Genomic DNA, 13,857 nt, shown 5'->3' on the forward strand with positions numbered 1-13,857 from the left:
CAGCGCCGGCCGGCGCTGCGCACCCCGAGCACATCCCGGGGGCTGAAGCGATGGCGGCGCATCGCGCGGCCTATCGGCTGACGCTGGACCGCACCCGCGAGAACAGCGACATCATGGGCGTCCAGGGCGCCATGCTGTTCGAGGTGCTCGATGCCTGCGAGGGCTGGACCACGCGCCAGCGCCTGACGCTGCAGATCATCAACCGTGACGGGCAGCAGGTCGAAACGGCGTCGGACTACTCGACCTACGAGAGCAAGGACGGCCACACCCTGCGCTTCTCGATGACGCAGAGCAGCGGCGGCGCCGTCAGCCAGCGCGTCGAGGGCGAGGCGACGCGATCGGCCGACGGTTCGGGCACCATCCATTACGAGCAGCCCGAGAAGAAGGACGTGGCCATGCCGGCGGGCACGCTCTTTCCGATGATGCACACCATCCACGCCATCGACGCGGTGCGCAGCGGCAAGAAGCTGATGCTGGCGCCGCTGATGGACGGCACCGACGAGGACGGGGCGCAGGACAGCAGCACCTTCCTGCTCGGCTGGAACGCGCAGGGCCCCGCCAGCCCCCGCTTCCCGCTGCTGGCGAACCTGCCCAGCGGCCGGATGCGGATCTCCTTCTTCGGCAAGGACGGCAACGGCAGCGGCGCCGCGACGCCCGACTACGAGGTCGGCCTGCGCTACTACAGCAACGGCGTGGCCGACGACATGAAGATGGACTTCGGCGAGTTCACCGTGAACGGCGTGCTGGAAAAGCTGGACGCCATTCCGTCGCACTGCTGATCGCGCCTGGCCGGAGGGAGCATGATCCCTCCGGTCCACAGGGGCTGCGCTAGTTCGCGAAGCCCTGCACGAGGCTGCCCGCCACCAGCCGCCAGCCATCCACGATCACGAAGAAGATGATCTTGAACGGCAGCGCCACGGCGCTGGGCGGCAGCATCATCATGCCCAGTGACATCAGCAGCGACGCCACCACGAGGTCGATCACCAGGAAGGGCAGGAACAACAGGAAGCCGATCTCGAAGGAGCGCCGCAGCTCGCTCACCAGGAAGGCCGGAACCAGGGCCCGCCAGGGCGCCGCCGCAGGTTCCGAGGGCGGAAGCCGACCCATATCGAGGAACAGCGCGAGGTCGTTGTCGCGCACATTCGCCGCCATGAAGGCGCGGAACGGCTCGGCGGAGCGTTGCAGCCCCTCCATCTCGTTGATCTGGCCCTGGATCATCGGCTGCAGCCCGCTCTCCCAGGACCGCTCCATCGCCGGCTGCATCACGAAAAAGGTCAGGAACAGCGACAGCCCCACCAGCACGGTGTTGGGTGGCACGCCCGAAGCGCCGATGGCGGAGCGCAGCAGGCTCAGCACGATGGTGATGCGCGTAAACGCCGTCACCATCACCAGCAGCGAGGGCGCCAGCGACAGCAGTCCGATCAGCGCCGTCAGCTGCACCAGCCGCGAGGTCGCCCCCGCCTGTCCCGAGGCGCCCAGGTCGATCGACACCGACTGCGCCGCGGCGGGGATTGCCAGCACGGGCAGCAGCAGCAGCGACGCCACCAGCACCCACCGGTAACGCGGGCTCACGGCAGCCACCCCACCACGCTGTCCTGCGTGCCGCCGGTGAGCAGCAGCACCTCACGCCCGTCCACCCGCACCAGGATCAGCCGCCGCCGCGTATCCAGCACGGCGCTCTCCTGGATCGCGATCCGCTTGCCAGGGCCGCCTTGCGCCAGCCCGGCGAAGCGCGCGCCGCGCGCGAGGAGCCACAACAGCCCCAGGATACCCAGCAGGGCCCCCGCGCTGAGCAGCAGTGTCGAGGTCGAAAGCATGTTCCATCGCGGCCTTTTGCCAGCAGGAAGGAAAGCGGGTTCAGCGGCGCAGCTGCGCCTCCAGCCCCACGGTCTGTTCGAGCAGCAGCGCCAGGTCATCGCGCAGGGCACTGCCATCCGCCGCGGGCAGCGCCAGGGCGGCGGCGCAGATCCGCACCACCTCCCCATCGAGGCCCGCGAGATCGATGGCGCGCCCGTGCCGCAGCAGCGCGTCGGCCACCGTCAGCGTGCCCTGCATCGCCTGGATGGCCGCACGCACCGCGTCGCGATGCTGTTGGGGCTGGTTGTTCTGCATCGGGGCCAGCCTGCGCCCGCAATCCTTGCCAACCGGTTTCCGCCGCCTCGTTTCGTTCCTCCTTTCCATCTGTCGCGCCGGGATGGGTCCGAACCGTCGCGCCGTTGACGGAGCCTTCATCTCTCGACGGCACAGTGCCGGCATGGACCCGACGCGCAACGATCCTCTTGCCTTGGCCGAACAACGGCTGCGCTGGCTGGACCGCCGGCAATCGGTGCTGGCGCAGAACATCGCCAATGCCGACACGCCGCATTACCGCGCGCGCGACGTCACCCCCTTTGCCGAGGTCCTGGCAGGCACCGCCGGACCGGCGCTGGCCGCCACCCAGGCCGGGCACATCCAGCCGAGCGGGGCGGGGCAGGGGCGCGTGGTGTCGGACCGCCGCGCGACCGAGGAAGCGCCGGACGGCAACGCCGTTTCGCTGGAGGATCAGGCCCTGAAGGTCGCCGAGACCGACACGGCGCACCAGCTCGCCACCGGGCTGCGCAATTCCTGGATGGGTATGTTCCGCACCGCCCTCGGGCAGCGGTAAGGGAGGATCGCCGTGGACCTCGACCGCGCGCTGCGCATCTCGGCCGCCGGCATGAGCGTGCAGTCCACCCGGCTGCGCGTGGTGGCGGAGAATCTGGCCAATCGCGACAGCACCGGCAACGCGCCGGGCGCCGATCCCTATCGCCGCAAGACCGTGACCTTCAGCAACAGCGTCGACCGCGCCACCGGCGAGGAAAGCGTGCGGGTGTCGCGCGTCGGCACCGACGCGGCCGAGTTCCCTACGCGCTACGAGCCCTCGCACCCGGCCGCCGACGCGCAGGGCTACGTCCGCACCCCCAACGTCAACAGCTTCGTGGAGATGATGGACATGCGGGAGGCCAACCGCTCCTACAGCGCCAACCTCAGCGTGCTGGAAACCACGCGCGGGATGCTGACGCGCACGATCGAGGCGCTGCGCGGATGACCGGCTCGGTCGGCGCCGTCAGCACCGCGCTCTCGGCCTATCGCGCGGCAACGCAGCCGGGCGGGGACGCCACTGCCGGCGTCACTGGCACGGCGGACAGCTTCGGCTCGGTGCTGACCCGCGCCATGCAGGGCGCGGTGGAGGCCGGGCACCAGGCCGACACGGCGTCCACCCAGGCGCTGACGGGGCAGGGCAGCGTCACCGACGTGGTGCTCGCCGTGTCCAAGGCGGAGCTCACGCTGCAAACGGCGGTGGCGGTGCGCGACAAGGTCGTGGCCGCCTACCAGGACATCATGCGGATGCCGATCTGACCCCTTCGGCATCGTGGCAAGCCCCCAGGACGGAGGATGCGACGGTGGAAAGTGACGTGCTGTCGGGCGCGCTGCGCGAAACCCTCTGGGTGGCGGTGCAGCTCGCGGGGCCGCTGCTCGGCGCGATGCTGGCGGCGGGCCTCGTGGTCGCGCTGTTCCAGGCGATGACCCAGGTGCAGGAGGCCTCGCTGGCCTTTCTGCCCAAGCTCGCGGTGTGCGGCGGCGGGCTGCTGCTGCTGGGCCCCTTCATGGTGGGGGTCCTGCGCGCCTACGCGACTGGCCTGTTCGACCGGATGGTGGCCCTGGGCGGCGCGGGCTGACCTTCGTGTCGGAAGCGGAGTTCCTGGCGCGTCTGCCGTCGCTGGCCTTCGCGGCGGTGCTGCTTTTCGCCCGCATGGGCGCCGCCACCATGGTGCTGCCCGGCCTGGGCGAGAGCGAGATCCCCGCCCGCGTCCGCCTGCTCCTGGGCCTGGCGCTGGTGCCGCTGCTGCTGCCGGTGCTGGGCGACGTGCTGCCGGCGGAACCCCCGGGCGTCCCGGCGCTTCTGCGCCTCCTCGTGCTGGAGGTTCTGACCGGCCTTTGGCTCGGCGGTCTCGCCCGCGTGGCCTCGCTGGCCTTGGCCGCGGGGCTGCAGGTGGTGGCGATCGTGATGGGCATCGCCTCGGTGCTGGCGCCCGACACGCAGATGGGCGCGCAGGCGGCGGTGCTCGGGCGGCTGGGCAGCCTCGCCACGGCGGTGCTGCTGTTCTCGACCGGGCTCTACGCCGTGCCGCTGCAGGCGCTGGCCGGCAGCTACGCGGTGCTGCCGCCGGGCGCGCCCTGGCCGGCGGGCGAGGCTGCCGAGGCCTGGCTGGCGGCCGGTGCCGGTATGCTGGAACTGGCGCTGCGCCTGGCCGCGCCCTTCGTTCTCGCGGGCTTCCTGGTCAACCTCGCCAGCGGGTTGCTGTCGCGCGTGGCGCCGCAGGTGCAGGTCAACGTGCTGGTGGCGCCGGGGCAGATCCTGGGCGGCATGGCGCTGCTGGCGATCCTGGCCGGGCCGCTGCTGGCGGCCTTCCTTGACGCGCTGCGGCAGGGCTGGGCCAGCCTGCCCGGTCTCGGCTGAGGCCGAGCCGTGGCGGGCGATTCGGAGGCCGAGGACCGGACGGAAGCCCCGACTCCCCGGCGCCTGCAGAAGGCGCGCGAGGAGGGGCAGGTTCCCCTGTCGCACGATGCCGCCTCGGTGGCGGCGCTGGCGCTGGCGGCGGTGGCGATCACCACCCTGCTGCCCCAGGCCGGCACCGAGATGATGCGCGCCATGCGCGGGCTGCTGGCGCAGTCCTCCACCCTGGCCCCGGGCGAGGCCTGGGGGCTGCTGCGCCCGGCGCTGCTGGCGGTGCTGCCGGTGGCGGGCGCTGCTGCGCTCGGCGGTGTGGCGGCGACGCTGGCGCAGACGGGCGGGATGTTCAGCGCGCGCGGGCTGACGCCGCAATTATCGCGCCTGTCGCCGCTCTCCGGCCTGAAGCGCCTGTTCGGGATCCAGGGCGGGGTGCAGCTGCTCCGCGCGGTGCTCAAGCTCGTGGTGGTGGCTGCCGCGCTCTGGGCGGTGCTGCCCGCCCCGACCGTCCTGCGCGACGCGCTGCTGATGCCGCCGGGTGTTCTGGGCGGGCTGATGTCCGCGGAGCTCGAGCGGCTGTTGCTCGCCACGCTGGCGGCGCTCGTGGTGCTGGCGGGTGCCGATTTCGCCTGGGTCCGCTTCCGACACCTGCGGCAGCTGCGCATGAGCCGCGAGGACCTGAAGGAGGAACACAAGGACAGCGAGGGCGATCCCCACATCAAGGCCAAGCGCCGGCAGCTGCAGCAGCAGGCCTCGCGCAAGCGCATGATGGCGGCGGTGCCCAAGGCGGCGGTGGTGGTGACCAACCCGACGCACTACGCCGTGGCGCTGGCTTACGAGAAGGGCGGCGGCGCGCCGCGCATCGTGGCCAAGGGCGTGGACGCCATGGCCGCGCGCATCCGCGAGGCGGCACGCGACGCTGGCGTGCCGCTGATGGCCAACCCGCCGCTGGCACGTGCCCTCTACAAGATCGAGCTCGACACCGAGATCCCGCCAGAGCACTACGCCGCGGTGGCCGAGATCATCGCCTTCGTGTGGCGCCGCCGGGGTTGAGGCGCCGGGCTGAGGCGCCGGAGCCCAAGCCCTCCGCTTACCGTTCCGTTGGCTGCGGCATCGGTCCCGGCACGTGGCCGCTGCGCAGTGCCCGCGCCGTTTCCTGCGCCAGCCGCAGGTACCAGTCCGCCGGCAGCGCGCAGCCATCCGCGTCGCGCGACAGGAACAGCGGCTGCCCCCGCGCGTCGGCGGGCACGTCGGCCCGGAAGGGCATCATCGCCGTGCCCTCGTCGGCCTCGTCAAACTGCCCGGCCTGCAGCATCGTCACCCCGGCGCCGAGGAGGCTGCGGACCTGGTGCCAGTAGAAGTCGCCGCAGCGGCGGGGGATCTGGTTCACCGGCCCATGGTTTCCGGCCAGGGTCTTCAGGTTCATGGCCGAGAATCCCGGCATCGCCACCGGCATGTAGCCGATCCCCAGCCGCCGCGTTTCCGCGAGGTCGGGGATCACGTAATCCCGCAGGAAGCGGTCAGCCCCGGCATCGTCGGTGAAGGCCCCGACAGGCCAGGGCCTGATGATGTCGAGGGAACGGTAGATCGCCGCCCATTCCGGTTCCTTGCGGGACGCCGCGCCCAGCGTCCGCCAGCCCGCTCCCACGCCGCCCATCACCGTCAGCGGCCCGGTGGCGCGCAGGCCTTCCAGCAGCGCCCGGGCATGCGCCGCGTCGAAGTGGATGCCCGGCGTGCCCAGGCCGAAGATGTCGATCACCGGCTTGCCGCGGTGGCGCTGCCAGCCCGGCCGGTCGAGCAGCCCTTCGGCCCGCAGCCGCCGCAGGTCCTCCACCACTGCGTCGACCTTGTCCTGCGACAGGTCCGTCAGGTCGTAGGAGACGAAGGCGTGTCGCCCGTGCAGCTCCGCCGCGTCGAGCGCCAGCCGCAGCGTGCGGTCCGTGGCCGCGAAGGGCGGCGTGCCGATGCCGATGGCGAAGCGCGCCACCATCGCCGCGCCGATGCCGTAGCGCTGCATCCAGGCGAAATGCGTGTCCAGCGTCGCCGGCCGCAGCTGCGAGAAGACCTGGATCACCTTGCCTTGCGCGTCGCGCAGCGGCGTGTCGCAGCGCGCGGCCTCCGGCATTCCCGACACGTCGGGCAGCATGTCTACGCTGGCCCGCGGCGGCTGGTTGTTTGGCTGCTCACGCATCCAGTGCCCCCAGCGGCCCAGGCTTTCCGGGTCGTCGGGGCAGCCGAACCAGCCCTGGTAGCCCATGATCACGGTGCCATCGAGGCCCTCGGCCCGCGCCACCCCGATCAGCCCCAGCCCGGGCAGCCCCGGGGCGCCGAACCCCGGCAGCCCTGCTCCCGTCAGGCCCACCAGCAGGGCCATCACGGTCCAGATGTTGCGTCCCCGCATCCTCGCCCTCACCATGCGTCGGCGAATAGAGTGGGAGTCGGGGCTTGGCTGCGGAAGAGGGAGGGGCGCCCGGCGCCGGCCGTTCCGGCGGGTGGCGCCGCGCCCTGCGCCAGTTCCTGGGCCGCGTCCCGGCCGCCACCCCCATCATCACCCTTGGCACCGTCCCTGGCATTAGCCATGGCATCGACCCGCTCCCAGCCGGTGGTGGCGCGGCGGCTGGCCGGTCGGACCATCCGCCACCCCGCCTGCCCGATGCCCCGGCCCCTGGCCGCTCCGCGCCGAATCGCTGGGCCGGCGCCCTGCCGAACCGCCTGGGCCGGCGCGGCGAGAGCGCCTTCGGCAGCCTGTTCGACGCCGTGCCCTGCCCCGCCGCCCTGATCGACGCCGGAAACACCGTCACCGCCCTCAACCCCGCGCTTCGGGCGCTGCTGGGGCCGGCGCTGGCCGTCGCGCCGATGCCGGCGGAACAATTGTTCGACCCGGCGGCGCGCGCGGCGGCCCGGCAATGGCTGGCCGCCGGCGGTTCCGCCACGCTGGAAGCCGCGCTGGCTGCACCGGTAGGCAGCCGCCCGCCCGAGGCGGCCTGCACCCTGCGCCCTCTGTTGCGCGGCAACCGCGTGCTGCTGATCGAGGACCTGTCGGAGCGCCGCCGCTTCCGCGAACGCGCCGAGGAGGGCGAGCGCCTGCGTGCCGTGGGGCAGCTGGCGGGCGGCATCGCGCACGACTTCAACAACCTCCTCGCCATCATCGTCGCGGCCACCGAGGAAACCCGCGAGCGCCTCCTCACCGAGGAAGCCCAGGGCGCGGAAGGACTGGCCCAGGGGGGCGGTCAGGGGGTGGCCCAAAGGGGGGGCCAAGAGGTGGCCCGGAAGTCGACCCAGGAGCTGACCCAAGGACTGGCGCAAGGGCTGGAGCCGGTGCTGGCCGCGGCCGACCGCGGCGCGGCGCTGGTGGGCCGCCTCCTGGCGCTCGCCGGGCGGCAGCACTTGGAACCGCGCGTGCTGGTGCTGGACGAGGCGATCGAGGGCATGCGTGCCCTGCTGCGCCCGCTGCTGGGCCGCGGCGTGCAACTGGTGCTGGAACCCAACGCCCCCGGCCGGCGGGCGCTGGTGGACCCGGTACAGCTCGACCAGGTGGTGCTCAACCTCGCCCGCAATGCCCGGCAGGCCATGGGGGCGCGCGGGCAGCTGCGCATCGCCACCGAATCCGCCGTCGCCATCCGCGAGGAGCCGGGTGAGCCCGACCCGCTGCCGCCCGGCCGCTGGACTGTGATCTCGGTGGCCGACAGCGGCCCCGGCATCCCGCCCGAGCTGCTGGGCCGCATCTTCGAGCCCTTCTTCACCACGCGCGGCGAGGAAGGCGGCACGGGGCTGGGCCTGGCCACCGTGCACGGCATCGTGCGGCAGTCGGGCGGCGCGCTGCAGGTCACCAGCCAGCCGGGCGAGGGCACCACCTTCCGTATCTTCCTGCCGCGCCACCAGGGCGAGGCGCCCGCCGCGGCCGAGGCGCCCGCCGTCACCCCCCTGCCGAGTGCCGCGCCGATCCGGGTCCTGCTGGCCGAGGACGAGGCGCTGCTGCGCCGCCTCGCCGCCGGTGCGCTGGAAGCGGCCGGCATGGAGGTCCGTGCGGCTGAAGGGGGCGAGGAAGCGCTGGACGAGCTGTTCGCGGGCTTCGTGCCGGATGTTCTCGTGTCCGACGTCGCGATGCCCGGCATGGACGGCGTCACCCTGCTGCGCGAGGTGCGTCTGCGCCACCCCGACCTGCCGGTGATTTTGGTCAGCGGCTATGCCGAAGCAGCGCTGGATGGCGGGGCACTGGAACCCCAAGTGCGCTTCGTGACCAAGCCTTACCGCCCGCGCGAACTGGTCGAGCAGATACGCGCCGCGGTGTCGCAGCCGGTGCAGGAAAATGGTTGAACGACCCGCCGGAAGTGAACATATAGAGAACGAAGCCGAAGCCCTCCCGGCGGGGAGTTGTGGCGCGCGGGTCCGTCCCGCTCTAGGCTGACGGGAAATCGGTGGGGTCTGTACCGGACGGTGTCGCCGGCAGCCTCCACCCAGAGTTGCAGCACGGGTGCTCCCGGAGCGGGAGCGAAGAGGGGACAGGATGGAGAAGAACAAGGCGCTCGACGCGGCGCTCAGCCAGATCGAGCGGGCCTTCGGCAAGGGCTCGGTCATGCGGCTGGGTGCCAAGCAGAACATGTCCGACATCGAGGTGGTTTCGACCGGCTCGCTGGGTCTGGACGTGGCGCTGGGCATCGGCGGCCTGCCCAAGGGCCGCATCATCGAGATCTACGGTCCGGAGTCTTCGGGCAAGACGACGCTGGCGCTGCACGCCATCGCCGAGGCCCAGAAGAAGGGCGGCACCTGCGCCTTCATCGACGCCGAGCACGCGCTCGACCCGGGCTACGCCAAGAAGCTCGGTGTGAACGTCGATGACCTGCTGATCTCGCAGCCCGACGCCGGTGAGCAGGCGCTGGAGATCGCCGACACGCTGGTGCGCTCGGGTGCCATCGACGTGCTGGTGGTGGACTCGGTCGCCGCCCTCGTGCCGCGCGCCGAGCTCGAGGGCGAGATGGGCGACAGCCATGTCGGCCTGCATGCCCGCCTGATGAGCCAGGCGCTGCGCAAGCTGACCGGCTCGATCTCGCGCTCGAACTGCATGATGATCTTCCTCAACCAGATCCGGTTGAAGATCGGCGTGATGTTCGGCAACCCGGAGACCACGACGGGCGGCAACGCGCTGAAGTTCTACGCCTCGGTCCGCATGGAGATCCGCCGCATCGGGCAGATCAAGGACCGCGACGAGGTCATCGGCAACCAGACCCGCGTCAAGGTGGTGAAGAACAAGATGGCCCCGCCTTTCCGGCAGGTCGAGTTCGACATCCTGTATGGCGAGGGTATCTCCAAGGTGGGCGAGCTGATCGACCTCGGCGTCAAGGCCGGCGTGGTGGAGAAGTCGGGCGCCTGGTTCTCGGCCGACAGCACCCGCATCGGCCAGGGCCGCGAGAACGCCAAGCAGTACCTGCGCGACAACCCGGAGATGGCGGCCTCCATCGAGCAGCGTATCCGTGCCCAGGCGGGTCAGGTGGCCGAGACCATGCTGACGGCCCCCGAGGCGGATGCCGACGAGGCCGCGGCGGCCGAATAAGCCGCCCGCCTCATCCCGAAGCGTCAGGAGGGCCGTCCCGCGAGGGGCGGCCCTCTGTCGTTCCGGCCGCCGAACCCGGCTCCTGTCAGGGGTTGCCGTTTCCGCGACCGGGAAGGGCCGTGCTTCTCCGCCCTGCAAACCTCGCCCCATGGCGGGCCGTCGCGAGCCGGGCCGCCATGAGCCTGACGGCGGGGCCAGCCGGTGCCGCCCCGGGCGCCGTCGCGATCGTTCCACCTGGCCATTGACGGGGCGCCGTGGCGCTGCTGCACTCCCGCCTTTCGGGAAGAACCGTTACCTCAAGAGGACGGCGCCCGGTCAGCGCGGCTGCTGCAAACCATGGCGTCCGGGGTGCCTCCGCCGATCCAGGCCGGGCTGCCCCGCCGCGCGGAGAACGTGATGTTTCTTGCCAAGCGGGCGGCGCTGCGCGCTGCCCTGATCCTTGCCGCGGCCTCCGCCTTTCCGGCGCTCGCCAAGGCGCAGAACCTGAACTTCGCGGTGGCCGCGCCGCCGACCTCGATGGACCCGCACTACCACACGCTGACGCCCAACGCGGCGATGGCGTCGCACATCTTCGAGGCGCTGGTGGACCGCACGGCCGAGGGCAAGCCGGTTCCGGCGCTGGCGGAATCCTGGAAGCTGATCGATGACAAGACCTGGGAGTTCAAGCTCCGCCAGGGCGTGAAGTGGCACAACGGCCAGGACTTCACCGCCGAGGACGTGGCCTATTCCATCGACCGCGTGCCCAACGTGGTGAACAGCCCCGGCTCTTACTCGACCTACATTAAGGCGATCGAGCGGGTGGAGATCGTCGACCCGCACACCATCCGCTTCCACACGCATGACGTCGACCCGCTGATGGTGTCGGACCTGACCCAGGTGGCGATCATCTGGCACGGGCTGGGACCGAACCCGTCCACCGGTGACTTCAACAACGGCAAGAACGCCATCGGCACCGGCCCCTACCGCCTGGAAAGCTACCAGAGCGGCAACATGGCCGTGTTCACCCGCAACGACGCCTACTGGGGCCCGAAGGCCGAGTGGGCACGCGTCACCGAGCGCTTCATCCCCAACGACGGCGCGCGGGTGGCGGCGCTGCAGGCGGGCGACGTCCAGCTGATCGATGCCGTGCCGCCGGCCGACATCGCCCGCATCAGGGCCGACGCGCACACCAAGATTTCCGAGACCACCAGCCTGCGCGCGATCTACCTGCGCACGGATTTCCGCACCGACGGCCCGAGCCCCTACGTCAGCGGCCCGAACGGCGAGAAGCTCGACCGCAACATCCTGCTCGACCACCGGGTGCGCGAGGCGCTGACGATCGCCATCAACCGCAAGGCCATCACCGACCGCGTGATGTCGGGGGCCGCGATCCCGACCGGGCAGTTCATGCCGCCGAATTCCTACGGCTACGTGCCCGACCTGCAGCCGCCCGCCTACGACCCCGAGCGCGCGAAGAAGCTGCTGGCCGAGGCGGGCTTCCCCAACGGCTTCCAGATCACGCTGATCTCCTCCAACGACCGCTACGTGAACGACGGTCAGGTGGCGCAGACGATCGGCCAGATGTGGTCGCGCATCGGCGTGAAGACCAAGGTCGACACCATGCCCTTCGCGGTGCTGGCGCAGCGGGCGGCGCGCAACGACAGCTCCTCCAACCTGATCGGCTGGGCCAACAGCACCGGTGAGCCCTCGGCCGGCATGAAGGCGCTGCTCGGCACGCGCGACCTCAACCGCGGCTGGGGCACGGTGAACCAGGCGCTCTATTCCAACCCGGAATACGACAAGATCGTGGAGCAGGCGCTGGTCACCACCGACGACGAGGCGCGCGAGAAGCTGTGGCAGGACGCCACGCGCCTCGCCGCCAAGGACGTGGCCTGGATCCCGCTGCACACGCAGGTCAATGTTTGGGGCGTGCGCGACACGCTGAGCCACACGCCGCGCGCCGACGAGATGACGCGCGCGATGGACATCCACCCGCGCTGAGAGCGCGTGACCTGCCTCGGCGCACGGGCGCCGGGGCTTCCGGACCGGCGGGCCTGCCGGTCCGGATCGTCGGAAAGCCCGGTGCCACCGCGGAGGATGAGCGGAGCCGGCGATTGACAAGCGCGGCAGGGCGCTGCTGACATCCGGGCCAGGGAACCTGCCCGATAAGGCGGGAACGAGGATCGCGCGGCGCAATCGAACGTGACCTGCCGGCCGGCACCATGCCGGGCCGCCGCGGTCCGAGTGGGGATATTGCATGCCGCGCGCTTACCGGGCCGTTCTGCTCGCCTGCCTCGCCCTGCCTCTCGCCACGGCGCTGCCCGTGGCCGGGCTGCGGGCGCAGAGCCTCACTCTCGCGGTGGCGGCGCCGCCCAATTCGCTGGACCCGCACTACTACACGCTCTCGCCCAACGTCGCGGTGGGATCGCAGATCTTCGAAACGCTGGTGGGCCTGACCGCGGACGGTAAGCCGGTTCCGGCGCTGGCGGAGTCCTGGAAGCTGATCGACGACAAGACCTGGGAGTTCAAGCTTCGCCAGGGTGTGAAGTGGCACAATGGGGAGGACTTCACGGCGGAGGACGTGGCCTACTCGATCGACCGCGTGCCCAACGTGGTGAACAGCCCCGGCTCCTACGCGGTCTATACCAAGCCGATCGAGCGGGTGGAGATCGTCGATCCGCACACCATCCGCTTTCACACCCGCGCCGTAGACCCGCTGATGGTGGCCGATATCTCGCAGGTGGCGATCATCTGGCACGGGCTGGGGGCGAACCCGTCCACGGGCGACTTCAACAACGGCAAGAACGCCATCGGCACCGGTCCCTATCGCCTCCAGAGCTACCAGAGCGGCAACCGTGCGGAGTTCGTGCGCAACGACAACTACTGGGGCGCGAAGCCCACCTGGGAAAAGGTGGACTATCGCTTCATCTCCAACGACGGCGCGCGCGTGGCGGCGCTGCAGGCGGGCGACGTGCAGTTCATCGACGCCGTGCCCACCGCGGATATCGCCCGCATCAAGGCCGAGCCGCATATCACCACCTCGCAGGCCACCAGCCTGCGCTCGATCTACCTGCGCACGGATTTCCGCACCGACGGTCCGAGCCCCTACGTCAGCGGTCCCAACGGCGAGAAGCTGGACACCAACCCGCTGCTCGACCACCGGGTGCGCGAGGCGCTGAGCATCGCGATCAACCGCAAGGCCATCGCCGAGCGCATCATGTCGGGCGCCGCTCTGCCGACCGGCCAGTTCATGCCGCCCGGCGCCTACGGCTTTGCTGCCGACATCCAGCCGCCGCCCTTCGACCCCGACCGCGCGAAGAAGCTGCTGGCCGAGGCGGGCTTCCCCAACGGCTTCACCATCACGATCAACGCCAGCAACGACCGCTACGTCAACGACGCGCAGATCGCCCAGACCATCGGCCAGATGTGGACCCGCATCGGCATCAAGGCCAAGGTGGACACCATGCCCTTCGCGGTGACCGCGCAGCGCAACCTCCGGCGCGACTTCTCGGTGGTGCTGGGCGGCTGGGCCAACAGCACGGGCGAGCCGTCCTCCGGCCTGCGAGCCCTGCTCGGCACGCGCGACGTGGCGCGTGGCTGGGGCACGGTCAACACGGCGCTGTACTCGAACCCGGCCTACGACAAGATCGTGGAACAGGGGCTGGTCACCACCGATGACGAGAAGCGCGAGGCGCTGTGGCAGGACGCCACCCGCCTGGCGGCCCAGGACATCGGCTGGATCCCGCTGCACACCCAGGTCAACGTTTGGGCCATGCGCGACACGCTGGTGCACACGCCCCGCGCGGACGAGCTGACGCGCGCGATGGATATCCGCCCGCGCTGAGGCATCGACTCC

15 protein-coding genes are annotated in these 13,857 nt (G+C 71.1%); 11 read left to right on the forward strand and 4 right to left on the reverse strand.

The window, feature by feature from the left end; all coding sequences use genetic code 11:
- The first annotated feature begins 50 nt into the window (after positions 1-50).
- On the forward strand, positions 51-779 hold the full coding sequence (locus tag ACFFGY_RS09640; protein WP_377044262.1) for a cell envelope integrity EipB family protein: 729 nt from the start codon (positions 51-53) through the stop codon (positions 777-779).
- Positions 780-828: 49 nt separating this feature from the next.
- Here ACFFGY_RS09640 and fliP read toward each other — a convergent pair whose 3' ends face one another.
- From fliP to ACFFGY_RS09655, 3 genes are read right to left on the reverse strand one after another with little or no spacing between them, the layout of a single operon-like run.
- Positions 829-1,572, reverse strand: coding sequence for a flagellar type III secretion system pore protein FliP (gene fliP, locus ACFFGY_RS09645; RefSeq protein ID WP_456316156.1), 744 nt, complete (start codon positions 1,570-1,572; stop codon positions 829-831).
- Positions 1,569-1,817: a flagellar biosynthetic protein FliO gene (locus tag ACFFGY_RS09650; RefSeq protein ID WP_377044264.1), complete on the reverse strand. Its 249-nt coding sequence runs from the start codon at positions 1,815-1,817 to the stop codon at positions 1,569-1,571. Before ACFFGY_RS09650 ends, fliP begins: the two co-directional genes overlap by 4 nt.
- Before the next feature lie 40 nt (positions 1,818-1,857).
- Complete coding sequence (locus tag ACFFGY_RS09655; protein ID WP_377044265.1) at positions 1,858-2,112, reverse strand: hypothetical protein; 255 nt, start codon at positions 2,110-2,112, stop codon at positions 1,858-1,860.
- A gap of 172 nt (positions 2,113-2,284) precedes the next feature.
- On the opposite strand from ACFFGY_RS09655, the gene ACFFGY_RS09660 reads away from it, so the two are divergent.
- The 6 genes from ACFFGY_RS09660 to ACFFGY_RS09685 are packed head-to-tail and all read left to right on the forward strand — an operon-like array spanning position 2,285 to position 5,524.
- On the forward strand, positions 2,285-2,644 hold the full coding sequence (locus ACFFGY_RS09660; protein ID WP_377044266.1) for a flagellar basal body rod protein FlgB: 360 nt from the start codon (positions 2,285-2,287) through the stop codon (positions 2,642-2,644).
- A 12-nt stretch (positions 2,645-2,656) separates the two neighbouring features.
- Positions 2,657-3,067 carry a flagellar basal body rod protein FlgC gene (gene flgC, locus ACFFGY_RS09665; RefSeq protein ID WP_377044267.1) on the forward strand — a complete coding sequence of 137 codons (411 nt, stop codon included), beginning with the start codon at positions 2,657-2,659 and terminating at the stop codon, positions 3,065-3,067.
- Positions 3,064-3,378 (forward strand): flagellar hook-basal body complex protein FliE, encoded by a 315-nt coding sequence (gene fliE, locus ACFFGY_RS09670; RefSeq protein WP_377044268.1) that lies wholly within the window; start codon positions 3,064-3,066, stop codon positions 3,376-3,378. Before flgC ends, fliE begins: the two co-directional genes overlap by 4 nt.
- A gap of 44 nt (positions 3,379-3,422) precedes the next feature.
- Positions 3,423-3,698 (forward strand): flagellar biosynthetic protein FliQ, encoded by a 276-nt coding sequence (locus ACFFGY_RS09675; protein ID WP_377044269.1) that lies wholly within the window; start codon positions 3,423-3,425, stop codon positions 3,696-3,698.
- A gap of 5 nt (positions 3,699-3,703) precedes the next feature.
- The gene (locus ACFFGY_RS09680; protein WP_377044270.1) at positions 3,704-4,480 is read left to right on the forward strand and encodes a flagellar biosynthetic protein FliR; all 777 of its coding nucleotides are present in this window, start codon (positions 3,704-3,706) and stop codon (positions 4,478-4,480) included.
- 9 nt (positions 4,481-4,489) lie between these two features.
- Complete coding sequence (locus ACFFGY_RS09685; RefSeq protein ID WP_377044271.1) at positions 4,490-5,524, forward strand: EscU/YscU/HrcU family type III secretion system export apparatus switch protein; 1,035 nt, start codon at positions 4,490-4,492, stop codon at positions 5,522-5,524.
- Positions 5,525-5,561: 37 nt separating this feature from the next.
- Here the strand turns inward: ACFFGY_RS09685 and ACFFGY_RS09690 are convergent, their stop codons facing one another.
- Positions 5,562-6,872 (reverse strand): glycoside hydrolase family 71/99-like protein, encoded by a 1,311-nt coding sequence (locus ACFFGY_RS09690; protein WP_377044272.1) that lies wholly within the window; start codon positions 6,870-6,872, stop codon positions 5,562-5,564.
- 44 nt (positions 6,873-6,916) lie between these two features.
- On the opposite strand from ACFFGY_RS09690, the gene ACFFGY_RS09695 reads away from it, so the two are divergent.
- The 4 genes from ACFFGY_RS09695 (at position 6,917) to ACFFGY_RS09710 (ending at position 13,845) form a co-directional block, all read left to right on the forward strand.
- The gene (locus ACFFGY_RS09695; RefSeq protein ID WP_377044273.1) at positions 6,917-8,788 is read left to right on the forward strand and encodes an ATP-binding protein; all 1,872 of its coding nucleotides are present in this window, start codon (positions 6,917-6,919) and stop codon (positions 8,786-8,788) included.
- Between the two features lie 190 nt (positions 8,789-8,978).
- Positions 8,979-10,022, forward strand: coding sequence for a recombinase RecA (gene recA, locus ACFFGY_RS09700; protein WP_377044274.1), 1,044 nt, complete (start codon positions 8,979-8,981; stop codon positions 10,020-10,022).
- A gap of 396 nt (positions 10,023-10,418) precedes the next feature.
- Positions 10,419-12,002: an ABC transporter substrate-binding protein gene (locus ACFFGY_RS09705; protein ID WP_377044275.1), complete on the forward strand. Its 1,584-nt coding sequence runs from the start codon at positions 10,419-10,421 to the stop codon at positions 12,000-12,002.
- Between the two features lie 256 nt (positions 12,003-12,258).
- Positions 12,259-13,845: an ABC transporter substrate-binding protein gene (locus ACFFGY_RS09710; RefSeq protein ID WP_377044276.1), complete on the forward strand. Its 1,587-nt coding sequence runs from the start codon at positions 12,259-12,261 to the stop codon at positions 13,843-13,845.
- The last annotated feature ends 12 nt before the right edge of the window (positions 13,846-13,857 follow it).

This window comes from Roseomonas elaeocarpi (genome assembly GCF_042433915.1).
GTDB classification, from domain to species: Bacteria; Pseudomonadota; Alphaproteobacteria; order Acetobacterales; family Acetobacteraceae; genus Roseomonas; species Roseomonas elaeocarpi.

What these genes read in the sequence shown, in the direction of transcription:
- ACFFGY_RS09640 (WP_377044262.1), top strand. Translation starts at nt 51, where the DNA reads ATGGCGGCGCATCGCGCGGCCTATCGGCTGACGCTGGACCGCACCCGC.
- ACFFGY_RS09650 (WP_377044264.1), bottom strand. Translation starts at nt 1,817, where the DNA reads ATGCTTTCGACCTCGACACTGCTGCTCAGCGCGGGGGCCCTGCTGGGT.
- ACFFGY_RS09655 (WP_377044265.1), bottom strand. Translation starts at nt 2,112, where the DNA reads ATGCAGAACAACCAGCCCCAACAGCATCGCGACGCGGTGCGTGCGGCC.
- fliE (WP_377044268.1), top strand. Translation starts at nt 3,064, where the DNA reads ATGACCGGCTCGGTCGGCGCCGTCAGCACCGCGCTCTCGGCCTATCGC.
- ACFFGY_RS09690 (WP_377044272.1), bottom strand. Translation starts at nt 6,872, where the DNA reads ATGCGGGGACGCAACATCTGGACCGTGATGGCCCTGCTGGTGGGCCTG.
- recA (WP_377044274.1), top strand. Translation starts at nt 8,979, where the DNA reads ATGGAGAAGAACAAGGCGCTCGACGCGGCGCTCAGCCAGATCGAGCGG.
- ACFFGY_RS09705 (WP_377044275.1), top strand. Translation starts at nt 10,419, where the DNA reads ATGTTTCTTGCCAAGCGGGCGGCGCTGCGCGCTGCCCTGATCCTTGCC.
- ACFFGY_RS09710 (WP_377044276.1), top strand. Translation starts at nt 12,259, where the DNA reads ATGCCGCGCGCTTACCGGGCCGTTCTGCTCGCCTGCCTCGCCCTGCCT.